The sequence below is a fragment of the Kitasatospora sp. NPDC088742 genome (genome assembly GCF_055584905.1).
In genome coordinates this window covers 102,744-120,466 of record NZ_JBVJLD010000017.1, presented here as the reverse complement: position 1 = coordinate 120,466, position 17,723 = coordinate 102,744, and the positions used below count along the sequence as shown (strand labels likewise).

The following is a 17,723-nucleotide window of genomic DNA, read 5'->3' as shown; positions in this document are numbered from 1 at the left end:
GTGCCTTGGCCTTTATCGTCTATCTGACGCTATCTATGATAACCCGTTAGCGTCACTCTGACGATGGCCGAAGTGTCGATGTGACGAGAACCGCGTGCCGTTGCGTCGTGTCCGCCCTCGCGTCGGGTTGTCTTGGCAGGCATGAAGGCAATCGCGATCAGGCGTTACGGCGGCCCGGAGGTCGTCGAGTACACCGAGCTCCCCGACCCCAAGATCGGCCCGGACTCGGTGCTGGTCCGGGTGAAGGCCGCCGGGGTCAACCCGGTGGACTGGAAGATCCGGGAAGGCTACCTGGACGGCGTGACCGACGCGCACTTCCCGCTGGTCATGGGGTGGGACGCGGCCGGGGTGGTCCAGGCGGTCGGCGGCGGGGTCACCGAGTTCGCCCCCGGCGACGAGGTCTTCGGCTACGTCCGCAAGGACGCGGTGCAGCACGGCACCTACGCCGAGCTGGTCTCCGCCCCGGTCCGGACGCTGGCCCGCAAGCCCGCCTCGCTCGGCTGGGCCGAGGCGGGCGGGCTGCCGCTGGCCGGCCTGACGGCCCGTCAGTGCCTGGTCGGGGCGCTCGGGGTGACGGCGGGCCAGACCGTGCTGGTGCACGCCGCCGCCGGCGGGGTCGGGGTCTTCGCGGTGCAGATCGCCAAGGCGCTCGGCCTACGGGTGATCGGCACGGCCAGCGAGCGCAACCACGACTTCCTCCGCTCCCTCGGCGCCGAACCCGTCACCTACGGCGAGGGCCTGGCCGACCGGGTCCGCGAGCTCGCCCCCGACGGCGTCGACGCGGCGGTCGACCTGGTCGGCGGCGACGCCGTCGAGGTCTCCGCCACCCTCGTCCCGGACGGCTCCCGGATCGCCTCGATCGCCGACTACGGCGTCAAGGCCCACGGCGGCCACTACGTCTGGGTCCGCCCCGACGCCGAAGGCCTCACCGCCCTCGCCCGCCTGGCCGACGAGGGCAAGCTCCACGTCCCGATCGCCTCCACCTTCCCCCTCTCCCAAGCCGCCAGCGCCCAAGCCCTCAACGCCGAAGGCCGCACCCGCGGCAAGATCGTCCTCCTGGTGGACTAGGGGCTGTCTCCTTGATGGGGCCTGGCGGGCGCCGCCGGAGCACGCACCTCGCCGGCTTCTCGTCAGTCGCCGATGCTCCGCATGGACTCTCCCCCAGCCTTCGGCCGGGAGGTGCCCCCTTCTCGGCGCCGCCGAGGCACGCACCCCAACGACGCCCGCTGATCTGCCCCCCATCAAGGAGACAGCCCCTAGGCGTCGGTCCAGCGCTCCGAGAGCTCCGCCACCTCGGCCGCGGTCAGGGTGATCCGGGCGGCCGCCAGGTTCTGTTCCAGGTGGGCCGTCCGGGAGGTGCCCGGGATGGGGAGGACGGTGGGGGAGAGGTGGAGGAGCCAGGCGAGGGCGAGTTGGGCGGGTGTGGCGTCGTGGGTGGCGGCGAGGTCGGTGAGGCCGGGGGTGGGGCCGTCGGGGCGGGCCAGGTCGCCGCGGCCGAGGGGGAAGAACGGGACGAAGCCGATGCCCTCGCGGGTGCAGTGGTCCAGGGTGTCCCGCATGCGCTGTCGGGTGAGGTTGAAGATGTTCTGCACGGTGGCGACGGGCACCACCGCCCGGGCGGCCTCGATCTCGGAGACCTCCACCTCGGAGAGGCCGACGTGCCCGATCTTGCCCTCCGCCCGCAGGTCGGCCAGCACCCCGAGCTGCTCCTCCAGCGGCACCGCCGGATCGATCCGGTGCAGGTGGTAGAGGTCGATCCGCTCCAGCCGGAGCCGACGCAGGCTCAGCTCCACGCACTGCCGCAGGTACTCGGGCCGCCCGAGCGCCGCCCAGGCGTCCGGTCCCTGCCGGGTGAGCCCGCCCTTGGTGGAGATCACCAGGCCCGCCGGGTACGGGTGCAGCGCCTCGGCGATCAGCTCCTCGCTGACGTGCGGCCCGTACGAGTCGGCGGTGTCGATCAGGCTCACCCCCAGCTCCACCGCGCGGCGCAGCAGCCGCACCGCGTCGCCCCGGTCGGCCGGCGGCCCCCAGACGCCGGGGCCGGGGAGCCGCATGGTGCCGAGGCCGAGCCGGGCCACCGGTAGTTCGCCACCGATCAGGTACGTGCCGCCGAGAGAGGTCATGCGCACCAGGGCAGCACGGGCCGCGGGCCGGTGTCGAAGGATTTCTGACCCGTCGTCACCTCGCCCTTGTGATAATCCCGGTCATCAATGAGGATCTTGGTCGGATCGAGGAAGATCCACTGGATCTCACGGGGGAGTACACGATGTCCGCGAACGAACGAGGAACGCTCGGCCGCCGCTCACTGCTGGCGGGCCTGACCGGGGCGGGCGCGACCGTCGGCGCCCTGGCGCTCGGCGCCGGTACCGCCGAGGCCGCGGCCGGCACCTACGTGGTCGACGTGCTGGCCAAGAACGCCGACCCGACCGGGCAGACGCCCAGCGACCAGGCCTTCCGGGACGCGGCCAACGAGCTGCTGGGCTCCTTCCAGCCGAACCCGGTCTCCGGCGCCATTCCCAAGAAGGTCCTGCTGATCCCGCCGGGCAACTACCTGCTCACCCAGCCGGACTCGCTGCTCCCCGGCCTGGCCGGCCCCGGCAACGGCGGCATCGTCGACGGCATCGCGATCGTCGGCCACGGCAAGCGGCTGTCCCGGATCACCTATGCGCCGACCGCCCGGGACACCACCTTCTGGACCAACCGGGACCGGTACAAGAACATCCGGATCAGCGGCCTGACCTTCGACAGCCGCGACGCCACCGCCACCTTCAACTACGCCTACTCCTCGGACGCCGGCGGCGTCCAGGACACCTGGTACACCGACGTCGAGTGGCGCGGCGACTGGAAGGCGGGCATCGTCCTGGACGGCGCCCCGGACCGCGTGGCCGGTGACACCACCAGCCCGCAGTCCGACCTCAACAGCGAGATGGGCTGGGACCACTGCCAGGTCGCCGGCTCCTACGCCGACGCCTTCCTGGTGATGGGCGCCACCCCCGCCGCGAGCCAGCAGGACCAGTTCCTCAACATGTGGTTCCGGGACTGCAAGGTCGAGTTCAAGTCCGGCATCTTCGTCCGGAACGAGCGCGGCGGCTCGATGAACTTCACCGGCGGCTCGTACATCCTCACCGACACGACGGCCAACGGGACCTTCTTCAAGCTCGGCGGGACCACCGGCCGGGCCGACTCGGTCAACCGCCTGTACGTCCAGGGCATCCGCTTCGAGCTCCGCGGCGACAAGCACAAGGTGATCGACTCGGCCTGGTACAAGGGCAACATCACCTTCGTCTCCTGCGACGACACCGCGCTGTCCTTCCAGGGCTGGGCCACCACGGCCGTCGCGACGCACGTCTACCGCTTCGACGCGGTCACCCCGAACCGCGCCCCGATGATCCGCTACCAGGACTGCGCCCTGATGGGCTCCCACCAGGTCACCACCACCAGCGCGACCACCACCGGCAAGCTGCTCTACGACGGCTGCCGCTTCTCCGACGCGACCGCCGCCACCGGTGGCACCGGAGCCACCGGCGGCCTGCTGCGCTGGACCGGTACGGCGCCCTGGTACGAGTTCCGGGACTGCTCGGCCGGCGCCGCCCGGGTGGCGGACGTCAAGGGTCAGTAGCCCGCCGCGAAGGACGCGCCCGGCACCGGGCGCGTCCTGGCGCCGCGTCCGGCGAGGTCTGCCCCGGCACGCCGCCCGGCACGCGCCCTCCTTGCCCGCCATCGGGCAGGAGGGCCCTTCGCCGCACCGGTCGAAGGCCCGAGTAGATCCGCTACGCGTGGCCTTCACCCGGCACGCCGAGAGCACGCACCGAACGACGCGACGGGGCAGACCTCGCCGGGCACGGCACTAGGTGCAGAATGGTGCGGCGTTTCGTTTCTTCCCGTGGAGCCCCGTACCGATGAGCACCAACAGACCGTCAGATCCCGGCGGGGCCTCCCTCGACGAGACCGACCGGCTGCTGCTCACCCACCTGAGCAGGGACGGCCGCGCCTCCTACGCCGAGATCGGCCTGCTGGCCAACCTCTCCGCGACCGCCGTCCGCCGCCGGATCGACCGCCTCCGGGCCCGCGGCGTGGTCCGCGGCTTCACGGTGGTGCTCGACCCGGACGTGCTCGGCTGGCAGACCGAGGCCTTCGTCGAGGTCTACTGCCGGGAGCGCACCGCCCCCGAGGAGATCCTGGCCAGCCTGCGGCAGTTCCCCGAGGTGGTCGCCGCCTGGACGGTCACCGGCGACCCGGACGCCCTGGTGCACCTGAGGGCCTCGGACACCCGGCACCTGGAGGCCGTGATCGAGCGCATCCGCAAGGAGCCCGGCGTGCAGCGCAGCCGCAGCTCAGTGGTGCTCTCCCGGCTGATCGGCTGACCCGTAGGGAGCAGTCGCGGGAGTGACGCAGGAATCCTGCGCGGCCCCCCTCGAACACGCCCGATTCCGACCCGGACCGCCGCGTTCCGACGCGCGCGGCGCGCTGCCCGCTGCCTACGCTGATCTTGTCCGTGTGCGGCCCCACTGCCCCGGGCCTCCCCGACCCCACGCAGCGAGAGGCACCACCATGTCCGCAGCCCCCGACCGCATGCACCGGCCCGACAACGAGCTGGTGGACCTGGTGTTCGACTACATGCGCGAGCGGCTGCAGTACGACCCGGTGCCGCTGGACCACCCCGGGGACGGCGAGCACCTCAAGGCCCAGCTGGCCGGCCTGCTCAACGCCACCGGCAACAACCCGGCCGACGTGCTCAAGCTCTACGACCACGAGCTCTCCCGGGCCGTGATCTCCGCCGACAGCCCGCGCTACCTGTCCTTCATCCCGTGCGCCCCCACCAAGGCCGCGCTGCTCTTCGACATGGTGGTCTCCTGCGCCTCGCTCCAGGGCATCTCCTGGCTGGAGGCGGCCGGCGCCATCGCCGCCGAGAACCAGGTGCTGCGCCTGATAGCGGACCGCGCGGGGATGCCCGAGACGGCCGGCGGCACCTTCGTCTCCGGCGGCTCGGCGGGCAACCTGTCCGCCCTGGTGGTCGCCCGCGACACCGCCCGCCGCCGCCTCGGCGAGGGCGTCAAGCTGCGCGTCGCGGTCGCCGACCAGGTGCACTCCTCGGTGAAGAACACCTTCAACATCATCGGCGTCGAGGCCTTCAAGGTCCCGACCGTCGACCGCCGTTTCACCGGCGAGGCGCTGCGCGCCGCCCTCGCCGCCGACCCGAACCCCGAGACCGTCATCGCCGTGGTCGGCACCGCCGGCACCACCAACGAGGGCATCGTCGACGACCTCCAGGGCCTGTCCGAGGTCACCCGCGAGCGCGGCCTGTGGTTCCACGTGGACGGCGCGTACGGCGGCGCCGGCCTGTTCGCCCCCTCCGTCCGGGAGCGCTACAACGGCATCGAGCACGCGGACTCCTTCGTGGTGGACCCGCACAAGTGGCTGTTCGCCCCGTTCGACTGCGCCGCGCTGATCTACCGCAACCCGCAGCTGGCCCGCGCCGTGCACACCCAGGACGCCTCCTACCTGGACGTGCTGCACACCGAGGGCGACGAGTGGAACCCCACCGACTACGCCTACCACCTGACCCGCCGGGCCCGTGGCCTGCCGCTCTGGTTCTCCCTGGCGGTGCACGGCACCCAGGCGTACACCGACGCGATCGAGGCCGGCCTCACCCTGGCCCGGGAGACCGCCGCGCTGATCGAGGGCTCCGAGCACCTGGAGCTGCTGATGGACCCTCAGCTCTCCTCGGTCTGCTTCCGCCGCACCGGCTGGACCCACGAGGACTACTACCGCTGGTCCCAGCAGCTGCTGGCCGACCAGATCGGCTTCGTCACCCCCACCGGCTGGGACGGCGAGACCGTCGCCCGCTTCGCCTTCCTGCACCCGGGCACCACCATGGAGATGGTCGAGGAGATCCTCGCCACCATGGCCTGATCCACCGTCAGCGCCCGGGCGGCCGGTCGAACACGCAGTCCCCGCACAGGCCCGCCCCCGGCGCCCGGTAGTACAGACAGCAGCTCGTACGTCTCCCGTCGGCCCGCAGCGCACCGCGCAGCGGGCCGACGGCCAGCAGCTCCGCCGCCAGCTCACGGCCACCGCCCAGCACCTTCACCGCCCCGGCCAGCGCCGAGGCCGCGTTGCCCCAGAGCAGCCCCTCGGCCACCGGCGTGACCCGGCGCACCGCCTCGCCGAACGGGCGCAGCTGACCCTCCACCACCTCCAGGTACAGCTCCGCGGCCAGCCCCACCGGGCCCGGCCCGCGCACCCCCGGCACCCAGAGCTCCAGCATCCCGCCGGGCACCAGTCGCCAGTACGCCCCGGCCAGGTCCGGCACCACCCCGCCGACCACCGCCGTGCCCAGCGCCACCGACCAGAGCCGGGCCGCCGCCCCCAGCTGCGCCGCCGAAGCGGCCACCCGCGGCTCGGCCGTCCCCATCCGCCGCGCCACATCGGCGATCCGCTCGCGCAGGAACGCCGCCGAGCGCAGCTCGTCCATCGGCCGGAATCCCTCCGGCGGCTTCGGCCCCGGGGTGACGGCGAAGAACCCGCCGACGGCGGTCACCTGACGGAGGATCGGCTCGGCGGTGGTCATGGCACCGGAGCGTAGCGCGCCCCCCGGACCGGGACCGCGGCCTCTGTCATCTGGGACACCAGGACCGGAAGAGTGGTGCCGAGGCCCGGCGCGCGTGGCCCGGCCGTGCCGGGGGGAACGCTCCGGCGGGCCGGGACAGCGGGAGGCGCCGATGACCGTGCAGGCAGAGCGCGGCGGGACGTACGCACCCGGGGACGGGACGTACGCACCCGTCCGGCCCGCCTTCGTGGTCTGCGCCCTCGGGCTGCTGAGCGCGGCGGTCTGGCTGGTCCTGGTCCTGCTCAACCTCGGTGACGCGGACATCCGCCGCCAGGCCATGGACGCGGACGGGCTGTACGCGCTGACCAGCCTGGGCCTGCTCCTCTCGGGCGTGCTGCTGGCGGTGGACCGCGCGCACCGGCCGCTGGGCCGGCTCCTCCTGCTCGGCGGCTCCGGCTGGCTGCTGGGCCGCGCGCTGTTGCTGACCGCCGCGGTCTGCGGGGCCAGCCCGGGGCTGCTCCGGGCGGTCGCGGTGGCGGCCCTCCTACTGGCCGTCCCGGCGACCCTCGCCTTCTACGCCCTGCCGCTCTTCCTGCCCAGTGGCCGGCTGCCGCGCCGCTGGGGCCGGCCCTGGCTGCTGCTGCTCGCCGGCTGGGCCCTGGTGGTGGAGCTGCGCAACCACGTGCTGGCCTACGAGTACTACGGAGCGCCGAACCCCTTCCTCGGGTTCCACGACCTGATGGACCGTTGGGACCCTTTCGCCCTCCCGTACACCGAGCACGTCCTCCCCGGGGTGGTCGCCGTCAACCTGGCGGTGATGGCCGTGCGCTGGTACCGCTCGCACCACCCGCTCGGGCCGCGGCTGTCCCTGCTGCTGCCCTACCTGCTGGTGGTCCTGGACGGCTCCTACTACCACTACCTCCACGAGCTGCACCTGCCGGACTGGGGCGAGCGGCTGGTCGGCTACCTGGTCGCGGTGCTCTGGCCGCTCGGCGCCGGGCTGGTGATCGCCCGCGACCGCACGGTGGTGCTGGACCGGGCGGCCCGGCGGGTGCTGACGCTGTTCTGGCTGACCGGTGGGCTGCTGCTGCTGGCCCTGTTCACCGTCCTCTGGCTCGACCAGCGGCACGGGCCCGGCGGGATCGCCCCGGAGCGGCTGCTGGTGGGCGCGGCCCTGCTCGGCACCGGTCTGCTGGCCCGCCCGGTCGGCCACTGGTGCGGCCGCCTGATCGACCGTCACTTCTACGGCGAGCGGGCCGAGCCCTACGACGTGGTCCGGGAGCTGGCGGCCCGGCTGAGCCAGGCCGTCAGCCCGACCGCCGCCCCGGCCATGCTCTGCGCGACGGTGGTCGGCACCCTCGGCCTGCGGGCCGCCGCGGTGATCGTGCACACCCGGGAGGGCGCGGTCCGGCACGCCGAGCTCGGCAGCGGGGAGGAGACCGTCTCGCTCCCGCTGGTGCACCAGCACGAGGTGATCGGGCACCTGCTCGCCGCACCCCGGGAGGGTGACCACCTGCTCGACCCGCAGGACCGGGAGGTGCTGCGGCTGCTGGCGGACAACGCCGCCCCGGTGATCGCCCTGCTCCGGCTCCAGGGCGAGCTCCAGGCCGGACGCGAGCGGATCGTGGTGGCCCGGGAGGAGGAGCGCCGCCGCCTGCGGCACGACCTGCACGACGGCATCGGCCCGGTGCTCTCCGCGCTGCGGCTGCGGGTGGACACCGTGGTCGACGGCCGGCCGCCGGCCGAGGCCAGGCCGATGCGGGAGATCTCCGGCGGGCTGGGCGAGGTGATGACCGAGCTGCGCCGGATCACCTCGGGCCTGGCCCCGGCGGCCCTGGACCACGGTGGACTGGGCGGCGCCGTCCGCCAGTTGGGCGTGGATCTGTCCGGCGCGCGGCTCCGGATCGCCACCCGGGTGCACCCGGATCCGCTGCCCGCGCTGCCGGCCGCCATCGAGGTGGCCGCCTACCGGATCTGCGCCGAGGCGCTGAACAACGCGGTGCGCCACTCCGGAGCCCGGTCCGCCGAGGTCATCGTCACCGTCACCGGGGACGACGTGGTGCTCGAGGTCACGGACACCGGCCGGGGGTTCGCCCCCCGGCCGGGCGGCCGCGGGCTGGGCCTGCGGTCGATGGCGGACCGGGCCGAGGAGCTCGGCGGCACCTGCTCCGTCACCAGCACGGGGGAGGGCACCACCGTCCGGGCGGTGCTGCCGGTCCCGGCCGACCGGGCGGCCGGTCCCGGGACGGAGTCGGGGCCTGGAGCTCAGGCCCCGAAGCGGGCCGGCTCCTAATGTGGAACCGGAGCACCGGCGAGAGCCGGGCCCGGGCCGGAAGGAGCGCATCGTGGCCCCCACCGACAGGACCGCGCACGAGGACCGGGAGCAGCAGCCGGTGAAGAAGGACTGGCCCCCCGGGGCCCGCGGCTGCCTGAACTCGGAAGCGAGTGTCAAGGACTCCCACACCAGGCAGGGCTTCTCCTGCCCGGGTGGGAACCCGTATCAGTGCAGCTACCGGAACAAGTAGTGACCAACCCCTCAGGACCCGGCGTTCCTCAGAGGAACGCCGGGTTCGGCACGTAGGTGGCCGGCGGCCGCATGCCGCGGACCGCCAGGTACCCCTCGGTGGAGAGCGAGAGGCCCACCTCCAAGCCGACGTCCACCGCCCACTCCTGCTCCGCCGTCAGCCCCTCGACCACCACCTCGGCCCCGTCCGGGGTACGGGCCAGCGCCTCCCGCAGCAGCCGGGTGGCGATCCGCTTGGAGGTGGCGGCCAGCAACTTCACCGCGCCGCCGGTGCGGTAGCAGTAGCCGCTCCCGGCCAGGGTGTCGGCGATCAGCAGCTCGTCGTAGTGGGCCAGCATGAACTCGTGGTCCACCCCGTGGGCCGAGCCCCGGGCCCGGCGGTCCACCGAGTCCAGCAGGTGCAGGTGGGTGCGGTTGCCCGGGTGCACCGGGATGTCGCCCGGGTCGAGCAGGCCCGCCCGGTCCACCGTCCCGGTCAGCCGCATCGCCGGGTGCAGGGTGAACCCGGCCCGCCGGTAGCGCCGGGCGGCGGCGGGGGAGGCCGAGGCGTAGAGCATCCCGCGCAGGCAGCCCCGCCCGTAGGTGCCCGCCCGTTCCAGCAGCAGCCGGCCGATGCCCTGCCCCTGGGCCTTCGGCAGCACGGCGAAGAGGGAGAGCAGCCAGAGGTCCTCGCGGCGCAGCGAGAGCGCCACCCCGAGGGTCTCCCCGGCCTCCTCGGCGACCCAGCAGCCGGGCTGGTCGTACCGGATCGCGTGCACGGTCCGGGCGAGTTCGCGGATGCGCTGGTCCGGGTCGGGGGGTGAGCCGTCCTCCCGGCCGGCCAGGTCACGGAAGGCGGCCCGGCTCACCGCCTCGACGGCCGCCGCGTCGGCGGAGGTGTCCTGGAGCTGACGAATGATCACCCGGTCATCCTGCCGTGACGGCGTGGCCCGGGCGGGGGGTTTGTCAGGATCGGCCGGTGACCAGGCCCCGGCGGTGTGCGAGCATGGGGGGCGTGGAGGGTGGACACGCACCACCTCCGCGACTTGAGAACCACCGCCCGGGGAAATGAATCCGGGAGGCCGCTGGTTGGCACTGGCGGCAGTTCGTCGTCACATACCGGGAGTAACCAGATGAGCGTCCAGGACGAGACCACCGTCGAGAGTGGTCTGCTCCTCACCGATTCCGCCGCGGAGAAGGTCAAGGGTCTGCTCGACCAGGAGGGCCGCGACGACCTGGCGCTCCGCGTCGCCGTGCAGCCCGGCGGCTGCTCCGGCCTGCGCTACCAGCTCTTCTTCGACGAGCGCTCGCTCGACGGCGACGTCGTGAAGGACTTCAACGGCGTCAAGGTCGTCACCGACCGCATGAGCGCCCCCTACCTGGGCGGCGCCACCGTCGACTTCGTCGACACCATCGAGAAGCAGGGCTTCACGATCGACAACCCGAACGCCACCGGCTCCTGCGCCTGCGGCGACTCGTTCAGCTAGTCGTACCGCGAAGGCCCCCACCCGCTCCTCTGGTTCGAGGAGTGGATGGGGGCCTTCGTCGTTCCCGCTCAGGGCTCAGTGCTTGGGGCCGCCGACCTCGTCCGGGCCCTGGTTCCGCGGCAGCTCCTGGCCGGTGTTCTGGTCGAAGACCGTCCGGCCCTCCAGCTGCGTCTTGAGGTCGGCCGAGACCTCCTGCAGCTTGGCGATCGCCGCGCAGGACTGCCCGGCCGGCTGCGGCTCCCGGACCACGACCTTGGCCTGTACGGTGCCGGGCTTGGACTCGTCCAGCTTGAGCCCGTACTTCTCGCAGACCCCGCCGTAGAAGGTGACGGTCAGCCGCAGCCCGTCCACCCGGTACGAGACCCCGGGTGCCTTCCCGCTCGGGTCGGGCTCGCCCACCGCGATGCCGGGGGTGGTCGAGGTGGGGGTGGGGGTCGGCGAGGGCTTCACCGGTGGGGGAGTGGAGGGCCGGGGCTCGGGGTTGGACGGGCTCGCCGAAGCCGAAGCCGAAGCGGAGGCGGAGGCCGAGGCGGTGGCCGACGGGGTGCCCGCCGGGACGTCGCCGGGCGAGGTCGAACCATTGGTGGTGGCCGAGCCGCAGGCCGTCGCGGTGCCCAGCGCGAGCAGCAGTCCGGCGACGGCGACGGTCCGGCGGAGCCGGGTCTTCTGGTCCATGGTGCGTCTTCCTCCCGAGGGTGCGGCGTGCTGCCGTGCCGCTCTGACGTGTCCGGGAGGAAACCGGTTCCACCGACGGTCCGTCAGCTCCCGTACTCGGACATGCCAGCCACCAGGCGGCGGGTGCCGGCCGGCACCGAGAGCGCGCCCCGGGCGGGGCGGGCGGGCTCGGGCTGGAGGGCGGTGGTGGGCCAGAAGTGGTTCATCCGGCGGGAGGACCTGACCAGGGCGTCAAGGGACTCGAGGTCCGCGTCACCCCGGAGGGCGGAGGGCACGCGCAGGGTGGTCGGCCGGTTCGGCATCATCGGTACGGGCTCCGATCGGCGGGCCGCGAGGGTGGGTCGCGGGCCTGGAAGGGCCGGGCGGTCGGGCCCCGGCAGAACCGACCCTAGATCGGTGTGGCGGGCCGGGCCAGGCTTACCGTTCGGTAGTACCCGTGGGTGTCGCGGCCGGGTGATCCGGAGGCGTGGTGGGCGCCCGGGCGACGGGCCGGTAACGTGTGGGGGTCAATTCCATCGCTTGACCCGGCCGTCCCCGGCCACCTGAGGAGTCCACCGTGCGCATCGCCGTCGCCGGCTCGATCGCCACCGACCACCTGACCACCTTCCCCGGCCGCTTCGCCGACCAGCTGGTCGCCGAGCAGCTGCACACGGTGTCGCTCTCGTTCCTGGTGGACACCCTGGACATCCGCCGGGGCGGGGTCGCGCCGAACATCGCCTTCGGCATGGGCGTGCTGGGCCTGCGCCCGGTGCTGGTCGGCGCGGCCGGCGCGGACTTCGAGGAGTACCGCAGCTGGCTCGGGCGCAACAACGTGGACACCGACTCGGTGCACATCTCCCAGACCCGGCACACCGCCCGGTTCATGTGCACCACGGACCAGGACCACAACCAGATCGCCTCCTTCTACACGGGTGCGATGGCCGAGGCCCGCAACATCGAGCTCAAGCCGATCGCGGACCGGGTCGGCGGCCTGGACCTGGTGCTGATCGGGGCCGACGACCCGGCCGCGATGGTCCGCCACACCCAGGAGTGCCGCACCCGCGGCTACGCCTTCGCCGCGGACCCCTCGCAGCAGCTGGCCCGCCTGGACGGCGACGACATCCGGGTGATCGTGGACGGCGCCGCGTACCTGTTCACCAACGAGTACGAGGCCGCGCTGATCGAGACCAAGACCGGCTGGGACGCGGAGGAGATCCTGCGCCGGGTCGGCACCCGGATCACCACCCTGGGCTCCAAGGGCGTGCGCATCCAGCGGGCCGGCGAGCCGGACGTCACGGTGGGCTGCCCGGTCGAGGAGCGCAAGGTCGACCCGACCGGCGTGGGCGACGGCTTCCGGGCCGGGTTCCTGGCCGGTCTCTCCTGGGGCTTCGGCCTGGAGCGCTCGGCCCAGCTCGGCTGCATGCTGGCCACCCTGGTGATCGAGACCGTCGGCACCCAGGAGTACGAGCTCAAGCACGGCGCCTTCCTGGAGCGCTTCGCCCTCGCCTACGGCGACGAGGCCGCCGCCGAGGTGCGCGCCCAGCTGGTGCGCTGACGCACCGTCATTCCGAAGGGGGTCCCGACAGCCGCCGGGGCCCCCTTCAGGCTGTCCGCTCCACCAGGTACGCGGTGCCCCGGTCCGCCCCGTACAGCTCGGCCGGGGCGGTGCCCCGGTAGGCCTGGCCGCGCATCTCGCACCAGGCCGGCACGTCCAGCCGGGCCGCCTCGTCGTCGGCCAGCACCACCACGCTGCCGCCGACCGGCACCTCGCCGATCCGCTTGGCCAGCTCGATGACCGGCAGCGGGCAGCGCTTGCCCAGCATGTCCAGCACCAGTTCGGCGGAGTCCGCGGCGGCCGGGGCCGGCAGGTCGAGGCCGAGCGGGGCGCGGACGCCGGCGACCAGGCCGGGCAGCAGCTCCAGGAAGCGGTCCACCTCCGCCTCGGGGGTGCCGTACGGGAGCGAGACCCGGACGTTCCCCTCCGTCAGCACGCCCATGGCGGCCAGCACGTGGCTGGGCGTCAGGGTGGAGGAGGTGCAGGAGGAGCCGGAGGAGACCGCGAAGCCGGCCCGGTCCAGCTCGGCCAGCAGCACCTCGCCGTCCACATAGAGGCAGGAGAAGGTGACGATGTGGGGCAGCCGGTGCACCGGGTCGCCGACCACCTCCACCTCGGGGACCAGGCGCGGGACCTGACGGCGGATCCGCTCGACCAGGGCGTGCAGCCGGGCGTTCTCCGACTCGGCCTCAGCCCGGACGGCGCGGAGCGAGGCGGCGGCCGCGACGATCGCCGGGACGTTGACGTAGCCGGGCACCCGGCCGCGCTCGCGCTCGTCGGAGGGCAGCGGGGAGACGTAGCGGACGCCCTTGCGGACCGCGAGCACGCCGACCCCGGCCGGGCCGCCCCACTTGTGGGCGCTGGCGGTCAGCAGCGACCAGCCGCCGGGCACGGCCACCCGGCCGGCCGACTGGGCGGCGTCCACCAGCAGCGGGACCTCGCCGAGCAGTTCGGCCGTCTCCTCGACCGGCTGGACGGTGCCGGTCTCGTGGTTGGCGGACTGCAGCACGGCGAGCGCGGTGTCCGGCCGGGCCAGCGCGGCGAAGGCCTCGGGGGAGACCCGGCCGAGGCGGTCCACCGGGGCGGAGGTGACCTCGCCGCCCTCGGTCTCGAAGCGTTCGGCCGAGTGCAGCACGCTGGAGTGCTCGACCGCCGAGTGGAGCAGGTGACGGCCCGTCCGCCGCCGGCCGGTCAGGGCCCCGAGCACGCCCAGCTGGACGGCCTGGGTGCCGCTGGCGGTGAAGGAGACCTCGTCGGCCCGGCAGCCCAGCACCTCGGCGACCGTCTCCCGGGCGGCGTCCAGCAGCATCCGGGCCTGCCGCCCGGAGCGGTACAGCCGGGCCGGGTCGGCCCACCCCTCGTCCAGGGCCGCGGTCAGCGCCTGCCGGGCGACGGGGTGCAGCGGGGCCGTGGACGCCACGTCGAAGTACATGCCGACATCTAACCCGATGGGGGTCGGGGGAGGTCCGCTCCGAGGACGGCCGGAGGGGCCCGGACGGCCGGGTCTGCTCACCCGTACGGTGGACGGACAGTTGACCGGGCATCAGACATGCGTGCGGAGCCGGATCCTCCAGAAGGGCGTCACAGCCTGGTTCCTGACGGTTTGCCCGATCCGCCGGAGCGTGGCGCCGAGGCATCCGGGCAAGGGCGTGAGAGCCTTGGTCGGCCGCTCTGACCTGGTACTCCACTCTTTTGAGGGCTGATCGGGTAGCCGGACGGCGCGTTAGCGGGGGCTGCTCGTGAGTGCCGCATAAGGATGCAGTAGCGTTTGGCCCGCATAAGCATTCAAACCGTGCCCGTGGCCGGGTCGCCGGGGAGGCGCACAGCGACTCCCGGTGGTGACGCGATCCCGGGCGAGACTTCGGGAAGGCGCTACGTGAGTCCCAACGGCTCCGACCGCTCGCCGCGGCGCACGATGCGGCGGAAGCTGCCTCAGGCGCTGGCACTGGGCCTCGTCATCGCGACCGCCACCGGCTGCTCGGCCAACGACCTCCCCAGGCTTGGCCTTCCGACCCCCGTCACCGCAGAGGGCCCGCTGGTCCTCCGCATGTGGCAGGGCTCCTGGATCGCGGCTCTGGTGGTCGGCGCACTGATGTGGGGTCTGATCATCTGGAGCGTGATCTTCCACCGCCGCAGCCGCAGCAAGGTGGAGATCCCCCCGCAGACCCGGTACAACCTGCCGATCGAGGCGTTGTACACCGCGGTCCCCCTCGTCATCGTCTCGGTCCTCTTCTACTTCGTCGCCCGCGACGAGGCTCGGCTGACCCAGACCTCCGCCAAGCCCGACCACATGGTCAACGTGGTCGGCTTCCAGTGGAGCTGGGCGTTCAACTACGAGAACACCGAGAACCCGGACCCGGCCAACACCCAGGCCGCGTACGAGGTCGGCACCACCGGCGAGCCTCCGACGCTCTACCTGCCGATCAACGAGACGGTGCAGTTCCGCCTCACCTCGCGGGACGTCATCCACGACTTCTGGCCCGTCAACTTCCTGATGAAGCAGGACGTGGTCCCGGGCGTGGTGAACAAGTTCGAGGTCACCCCGACCTCGTACGGCACCTTCCGCGGCAAGTGCGCCGAGCTCTGTGGCAACGACCACTCCCGGATGCTGTTCAACGTCAAGGTCGTCGACCGGGCGGAGTACGACAAGCACCTGGCCGAGCTGCGCGCTAAGGGCCAGAAGGGCGCGGTGCCCTCGGGCATCTTCAGCAGCCAGGGAAGTGAGAAGTGACTATCCTCAACGAGCCCGCAGCCGCGGGCGGGGCCGCCGGAGCCACGGTCACGGCCGGCGCAGAGCGGACCCGCAAGCCCGGGTCCACCATCATCAAGTGGATGACCACCACCGACCACAAGACGATCGGCACGCTGTACCTGGCGACGTCGTTCGCGTTCTTCCTGATCGGTGGTGTGCTGGCGCTCGTCATGCGCGCCGAGCTCGCTCGTCCGGGGACCCAGATCCTCTCGAACGAGCAGTTCAACCAGGCGTTCACCATGCACGGCACGATCATGCTGCTGATGTTCGCCACCCCGCTCTTCGCGGGCTTCGCGAACTGGATCATGCCGCTCCAGATCGGCGCCCCCGACGTCGCCTTCCCGCGACTGAACATGTTCGCCTACTGGCTCTACCTGTTCGGCTCGATCATCGCGGTGGCCGGCTTCCTCACCCCGCAGGGTGCCGCCGACTTCGGCTGGTTCGCCTACTCGCCGCTCTCCGACGCCGTGCGCTCGCCCGGCATCGGCGCCGACATGTGGATCATGGGTCTGGCCTTCTCCGGCTTCGGCACCATCCTCGGCTCGGTCAACTTCATCACCACCATCATCTGCATGCGCGCCCCCGGCATGACGATGTTCCGGATGTCGATCTTCGTCTGGAACGTCCTGCTGACCGCAGTGCTGGTGCTGCTGGCCTTCCCGGTCCTCGCGGCCGCGCTGTTCGCCCTGGAGGCGGACCGGAAGTTCGGGGCCCACGTCTTCGACCCGGCCAACGGTGGCGCCATCCTCTGGCAACACCTGTTCTGGTTCTTCGGCCACCCCGAGGTGTACATCATCGCGCTGCCGTTCTTCGGCATCGTCTCGGAGATCATCCCGGTCTTCAGCCGCAAGCCGATGTTCGGTTACCAGGGCCTGATCGCGGCCACCATCGCGATCGCCGGCCTCTCGGTCACCGTGTGGGCGCACCACATGTACGTGACCGGACAGGTACTGCTGCCGTTCTTCTCGTTCATGACCTTCCTGATCGCGGTCCCGACCGGTGTGAAGTTCTTCAACTGGGTCGGCACCATGTGGAAGGGCTCGCTGAGCTTCGAGACCCCGATGCTCTGGACTGTCGGCTTCCTGGTCACCTTCCTCTTCGGTGGTCTGACGGGTGTTCTGCTCGCCTCCCCGCCGATCGACTTCCACGTCTCGGACTCCTACTTCGTGGTGGCGCACTTCCACTACGTGGTGTTCGGCACCGTGGTGTTCGCGATGTTCGCCGGCTTCCACTTCTGGTGGCCGAAGATGACCGGCAAGATGCTCGACGAGCGGCTCGGGAAGATCACCTTCTGGACGCTGTTCATCGGCTTCCACGGCACCTTCCTGGTCCAGCACTGGCTCGGCGCGGAGGGCATGCCCCGCCGCTACGCCGACTACCTGGCCTCCGACGGCTTCACCACGCTGAACACCGTCTCGACCATCGCGTCGTTCCTGCTCGGTCTGTCGATCCTGCCGTTCCTCTACAACGTCTGGAAGACCGCCAAGTACGGCGAGAAGATCGAGGTCGACGACCCGTGGGGCTACGGCCGTTCGCTGGAGTGGGCGACCTCCTGCCCGCCGCCGCGGCACAACTTCCTCACCCTGCCCCGGGTGCGGTCCGAGTCCCCGGCCTTCGACCTGCACCACCCGGACATCGCCGCGCTCGACTACCTCGAGTACCACGGTGAGCCGGCCAAGCACTTCGAGGGCGTCACCCCCGCGAAGTACGACGCCCCGCAGCTGGGCAAGGGCCTGAAGAAGGACGGGGACGCCTGATGAAGGAACAGGGCAAGATCTTCATCGGCTTCGCCGTATTCATCCTGATCATGGCCGTGGTCTACGGCATCTGGTCGAAGGAGCCGGCCGGTACCACGGCGCTGTTCCTCGCCTTCGGCCTGTGCGCCATGGTCGGCTACTACCTGGCGTTCACCGCCAAGCGGGTGGACACCGGCGCGGGCGACAACCCCGAGGCCGAGGTCGCGGACGACTCCGGCGAGCTGGGCTTCTTCGCCCCGCACAGCTGGCAGCCGCTCTCGCTGGCCATCGGTGGCGCCCTGGCCTTCATGGGCGTGATCTTCGGCTGGTGGCTGCTGTACTGGGCCATCCCGATCATCCTGGTCGGCCTGTACGGCTGGGTCTTCGAGTTCTACCGGGGCGAGAACCAGAACCAGTAAGGTTCCGGCACCCGCACCGACCTGACGGCCGGGCATCCCTGACGGGGTGTCCGGCCGTTCGGCGTTC

Annotated in this window: 17 protein-coding genes; 11 read left to right on the top strand and 6 right to left on the bottom strand. The window is 72.2% G+C overall.

Features of this window, described 5'->3' with window-relative positions; genetic code table 11:
* Nucleotides 1–141 precede the first annotated feature (141 nt).
* Nucleotides 142–1,068 (top strand): NADP-dependent oxidoreductase, encoded by a 927-nt coding sequence (locus ACZ6ZR_RS16200; RefSeq protein WP_465642745.1) that lies wholly within the window; start codon nt 142–144, stop codon nt 1,066–1,068.
* Between the two features lie 188 nt (nt 1,069–1,256).
* On the opposite strand, the gene ACZ6ZR_RS16195 is transcribed toward ACZ6ZR_RS16200, so the two are convergent.
* On the bottom strand, nt 1,257–2,123 hold the full coding sequence (locus ACZ6ZR_RS16195; protein WP_465642744.1) for an aldo/keto reductase: 867 nt from the start codon (nt 2,121–2,123) through the stop codon (nt 1,257–1,259).
* Nucleotides 2,124–2,266: 143 nt separating this feature from the next.
* On the opposite strand from ACZ6ZR_RS16195, the gene ACZ6ZR_RS16190 reads away from it, so the two are divergent.
* The 3 genes from ACZ6ZR_RS16190 to ACZ6ZR_RS16180 all read left to right on the top strand — a co-directional run bounded on the left by ACZ6ZR_RS16190 (nt 2,267) and on the right by ACZ6ZR_RS16180 (nt 5,913).
* Nucleotides 2,267–3,619 carry a hypothetical protein gene (locus ACZ6ZR_RS16190; protein ID WP_465642743.1) on the top strand — a complete coding sequence of 451 codons (1,353 nt, stop codon included), beginning with the start codon at nt 2,267–2,269 and terminating at the stop codon, nt 3,617–3,619.
* A gap of 280 nt (nt 3,620–3,899) precedes the next feature.
* On the top strand, nt 3,900–4,364 hold the full coding sequence (locus tag ACZ6ZR_RS16185; RefSeq protein WP_465642742.1) for an Lrp/AsnC family transcriptional regulator: 465 nt from the start codon (nt 3,900–3,902) through the stop codon (nt 4,362–4,364).
* Between the two features lie 187 nt (nt 4,365–4,551).
* Nucleotides 4,552–5,913, top strand: a complete 1,362-nt coding sequence (locus tag ACZ6ZR_RS16180) for a pyridoxal phosphate-dependent decarboxylase family protein (protein ID WP_465642741.1) — start codon at nt 4,552–4,554, stop codon at nt 5,911–5,913.
* Nucleotides 5,914–5,920: 7 nt separating this feature from the next.
* Here the strand turns inward: ACZ6ZR_RS16180 and ACZ6ZR_RS16175 are convergent, their stop codons facing one another.
* The gene (locus ACZ6ZR_RS16175) at nt 5,921–6,571 is read right to left on the bottom strand and encodes a (2Fe-2S)-binding protein (RefSeq protein WP_465642740.1); all 651 of its coding nucleotides are present in this window, start codon (nt 6,569–6,571) and stop codon (nt 5,921–5,923) included.
* A 151-nt stretch (nt 6,572–6,722) separates the two neighbouring features.
* On the opposite strand from ACZ6ZR_RS16175, the gene ACZ6ZR_RS16170 reads away from it, so the two are divergent.
* A complete protein-coding gene (locus ACZ6ZR_RS16170; protein ID WP_465642739.1) occupies nt 6,723–8,843 on the top strand; it encodes a GAF domain-containing sensor histidine kinase in 2,121 nt (706 codons plus the stop codon).
* A gap of 52 nt (nt 8,844–8,895) precedes the next feature.
* Nucleotides 8,896–9,075 (top strand): hypothetical protein, encoded by a 180-nt coding sequence (locus ACZ6ZR_RS16165; protein WP_465642738.1) that lies wholly within the window; start codon nt 8,896–8,898, stop codon nt 9,073–9,075.
* Nucleotides 9,076–9,103: 28 nt separating this feature from the next.
* Here the strand turns inward: ACZ6ZR_RS16165 and ACZ6ZR_RS16160 are convergent, their stop codons facing one another.
* Nucleotides 9,104–9,976, bottom strand: a complete 873-nt coding sequence (locus tag ACZ6ZR_RS16160) for a GNAT family N-acetyltransferase (RefSeq protein WP_465642737.1) — start codon at nt 9,974–9,976, stop codon at nt 9,104–9,106.
* A 210-nt stretch (nt 9,977–10,186) separates the two neighbouring features.
* On the opposite strand from ACZ6ZR_RS16160, the gene erpA reads away from it, so the two are divergent.
* Complete coding sequence (erpA, locus tag ACZ6ZR_RS16155) at nt 10,187–10,540, top strand: iron-sulfur cluster insertion protein ErpA (protein ID WP_345279850.1); 354 nt, start codon at nt 10,187–10,189, stop codon at nt 10,538–10,540.
* A gap of 75 nt (nt 10,541–10,615) precedes the next feature.
* On the opposite strand, the gene ACZ6ZR_RS16150 is transcribed toward erpA, so the two are convergent.
* Both ACZ6ZR_RS16150 and ACZ6ZR_RS16145 read right to left on the bottom strand, forming a co-directional pair.
* Nucleotides 10,616–11,215, bottom strand: coding sequence for a hypothetical protein (locus ACZ6ZR_RS16150; protein WP_465642736.1), 600 nt, complete (start codon nt 11,213–11,215; stop codon nt 10,616–10,618).
* A gap of 83 nt (nt 11,216–11,298) precedes the next feature.
* Nucleotides 11,299–11,520, bottom strand: coding sequence for a hypothetical protein (locus ACZ6ZR_RS16145; RefSeq protein ID WP_465642735.1), 222 nt, complete (start codon nt 11,518–11,520; stop codon nt 11,299–11,301).
* A gap of 251 nt (nt 11,521–11,771) precedes the next feature.
* Between ACZ6ZR_RS16145 and ACZ6ZR_RS16140 the strand changes: the two genes are divergently transcribed.
* The gene (locus tag ACZ6ZR_RS16140; RefSeq protein WP_465642734.1) at nt 11,772–12,749 is read left to right on the top strand and encodes a carbohydrate kinase family protein; all 978 of its coding nucleotides are present in this window, start codon (nt 11,772–11,774) and stop codon (nt 12,747–12,749) included.
* Nucleotides 12,750–12,795: 46 nt separating this feature from the next.
* Here ACZ6ZR_RS16140 and ACZ6ZR_RS16135 read toward each other — a convergent pair whose 3' ends face one another.
* Nucleotides 12,796–14,181 carry an aminotransferase class V-fold PLP-dependent enzyme gene (locus tag ACZ6ZR_RS16135; RefSeq protein ID WP_465642733.1) on the bottom strand — a complete coding sequence of 462 codons (1,386 nt, stop codon included), beginning with the start codon at nt 14,179–14,181 and terminating at the stop codon, nt 12,796–12,798.
* 444 nt (nt 14,182–14,625) lie between these two features.
* Here ACZ6ZR_RS16135 and ctaC point away from each other — a divergent pair, with 444 nt between their 5' ends.
* The 3 genes from ctaC (at nt 14,626) to ACZ6ZR_RS16120 (ending at nt 17,656) form a co-directional block, all read left to right on the top strand.
* Nucleotides 14,626–15,480 carry an aa3-type cytochrome oxidase subunit II gene (ctaC, locus tag ACZ6ZR_RS16130; RefSeq protein WP_465642732.1) on the top strand — a complete coding sequence of 285 codons (855 nt, stop codon included), beginning with the start codon at nt 14,626–14,628 and terminating at the stop codon, nt 15,478–15,480.
* A gap of 92 nt (nt 15,481–15,572) precedes the next feature.
* Nucleotides 15,573–17,258, top strand: a complete 1,686-nt coding sequence (gene ctaD, locus ACZ6ZR_RS16125) for an aa3-type cytochrome oxidase subunit I (protein WP_465642765.1) — start codon at nt 15,573–15,575, stop codon at nt 17,256–17,258.
* A complete protein-coding gene (locus ACZ6ZR_RS16120) occupies nt 17,258–17,656 on the top strand; it encodes a cytochrome c oxidase subunit 4 (protein WP_465642731.1) in 399 nt (132 codons plus the stop codon). Before ctaD ends, ACZ6ZR_RS16120 begins: the two co-directional genes overlap by 1 nt.
* Nucleotides 17,657–17,723 lie beyond the last annotated feature (67 nt).

Excerpts from the sequence above, each read along its gene's own strand:
- ACZ6ZR_RS16200 (WP_465642745.1), top strand. The coding sequence starts at position 142 with ATGAAGGCAATCGCGATCAGGCGTTACGGCGGCCCGGAGGTCGTCGAG.
- ACZ6ZR_RS16195 (WP_465642744.1), bottom strand. The coding sequence starts at position 2,123 with ATGACCTCTCTCGGCGGCACGTACCTGATCGGTGGCGAACTACCGGTG.
- ACZ6ZR_RS16190 (WP_465642743.1), top strand. The coding sequence starts at position 2,267 with ATGTCCGCGAACGAACGAGGAACGCTCGGCCGCCGCTCACTGCTGGCG.
- ACZ6ZR_RS16185 (WP_465642742.1), top strand. The coding sequence starts at position 3,900 with ATGAGCACCAACAGACCGTCAGATCCCGGCGGGGCCTCCCTCGACGAG.
- ACZ6ZR_RS16180 (WP_465642741.1), top strand. The coding sequence starts at position 4,552 with ATGTCCGCAGCCCCCGACCGCATGCACCGGCCCGACAACGAGCTGGTG.
- ACZ6ZR_RS16175 (WP_465642740.1), bottom strand. The coding sequence starts at position 6,571 with ATGACCACCGCCGAGCCGATCCTCCGTCAGGTGACCGCCGTCGGCGGG.
- ACZ6ZR_RS16170 (WP_465642739.1), top strand. The coding sequence starts at position 6,723 with ATGACCGTGCAGGCAGAGCGCGGCGGGACGTACGCACCCGGGGACGGG.
- erpA (WP_345279850.1), top strand. The coding sequence starts at position 10,187 with ATGAGCGTCCAGGACGAGACCACCGTCGAGAGTGGTCTGCTCCTCACC.
- ACZ6ZR_RS16150 (WP_465642736.1), bottom strand. The coding sequence starts at position 11,215 with ATGGACCAGAAGACCCGGCTCCGCCGGACCGTCGCCGTCGCCGGACTG.
- ACZ6ZR_RS16145 (WP_465642735.1), bottom strand. The coding sequence starts at position 11,520 with ATGATGCCGAACCGGCCGACCACCCTGCGCGTGCCCTCCGCCCTCCGG.
- ACZ6ZR_RS16135 (WP_465642733.1), bottom strand. The coding sequence starts at position 14,181 with ATGTACTTCGACGTGGCGTCCACGGCCCCGCTGCACCCCGTCGCCCGG.
- ACZ6ZR_RS16120 (WP_465642731.1), top strand. The coding sequence starts at position 17,258 with ATGAAGGAACAGGGCAAGATCTTCATCGGCTTCGCCGTATTCATCCTG.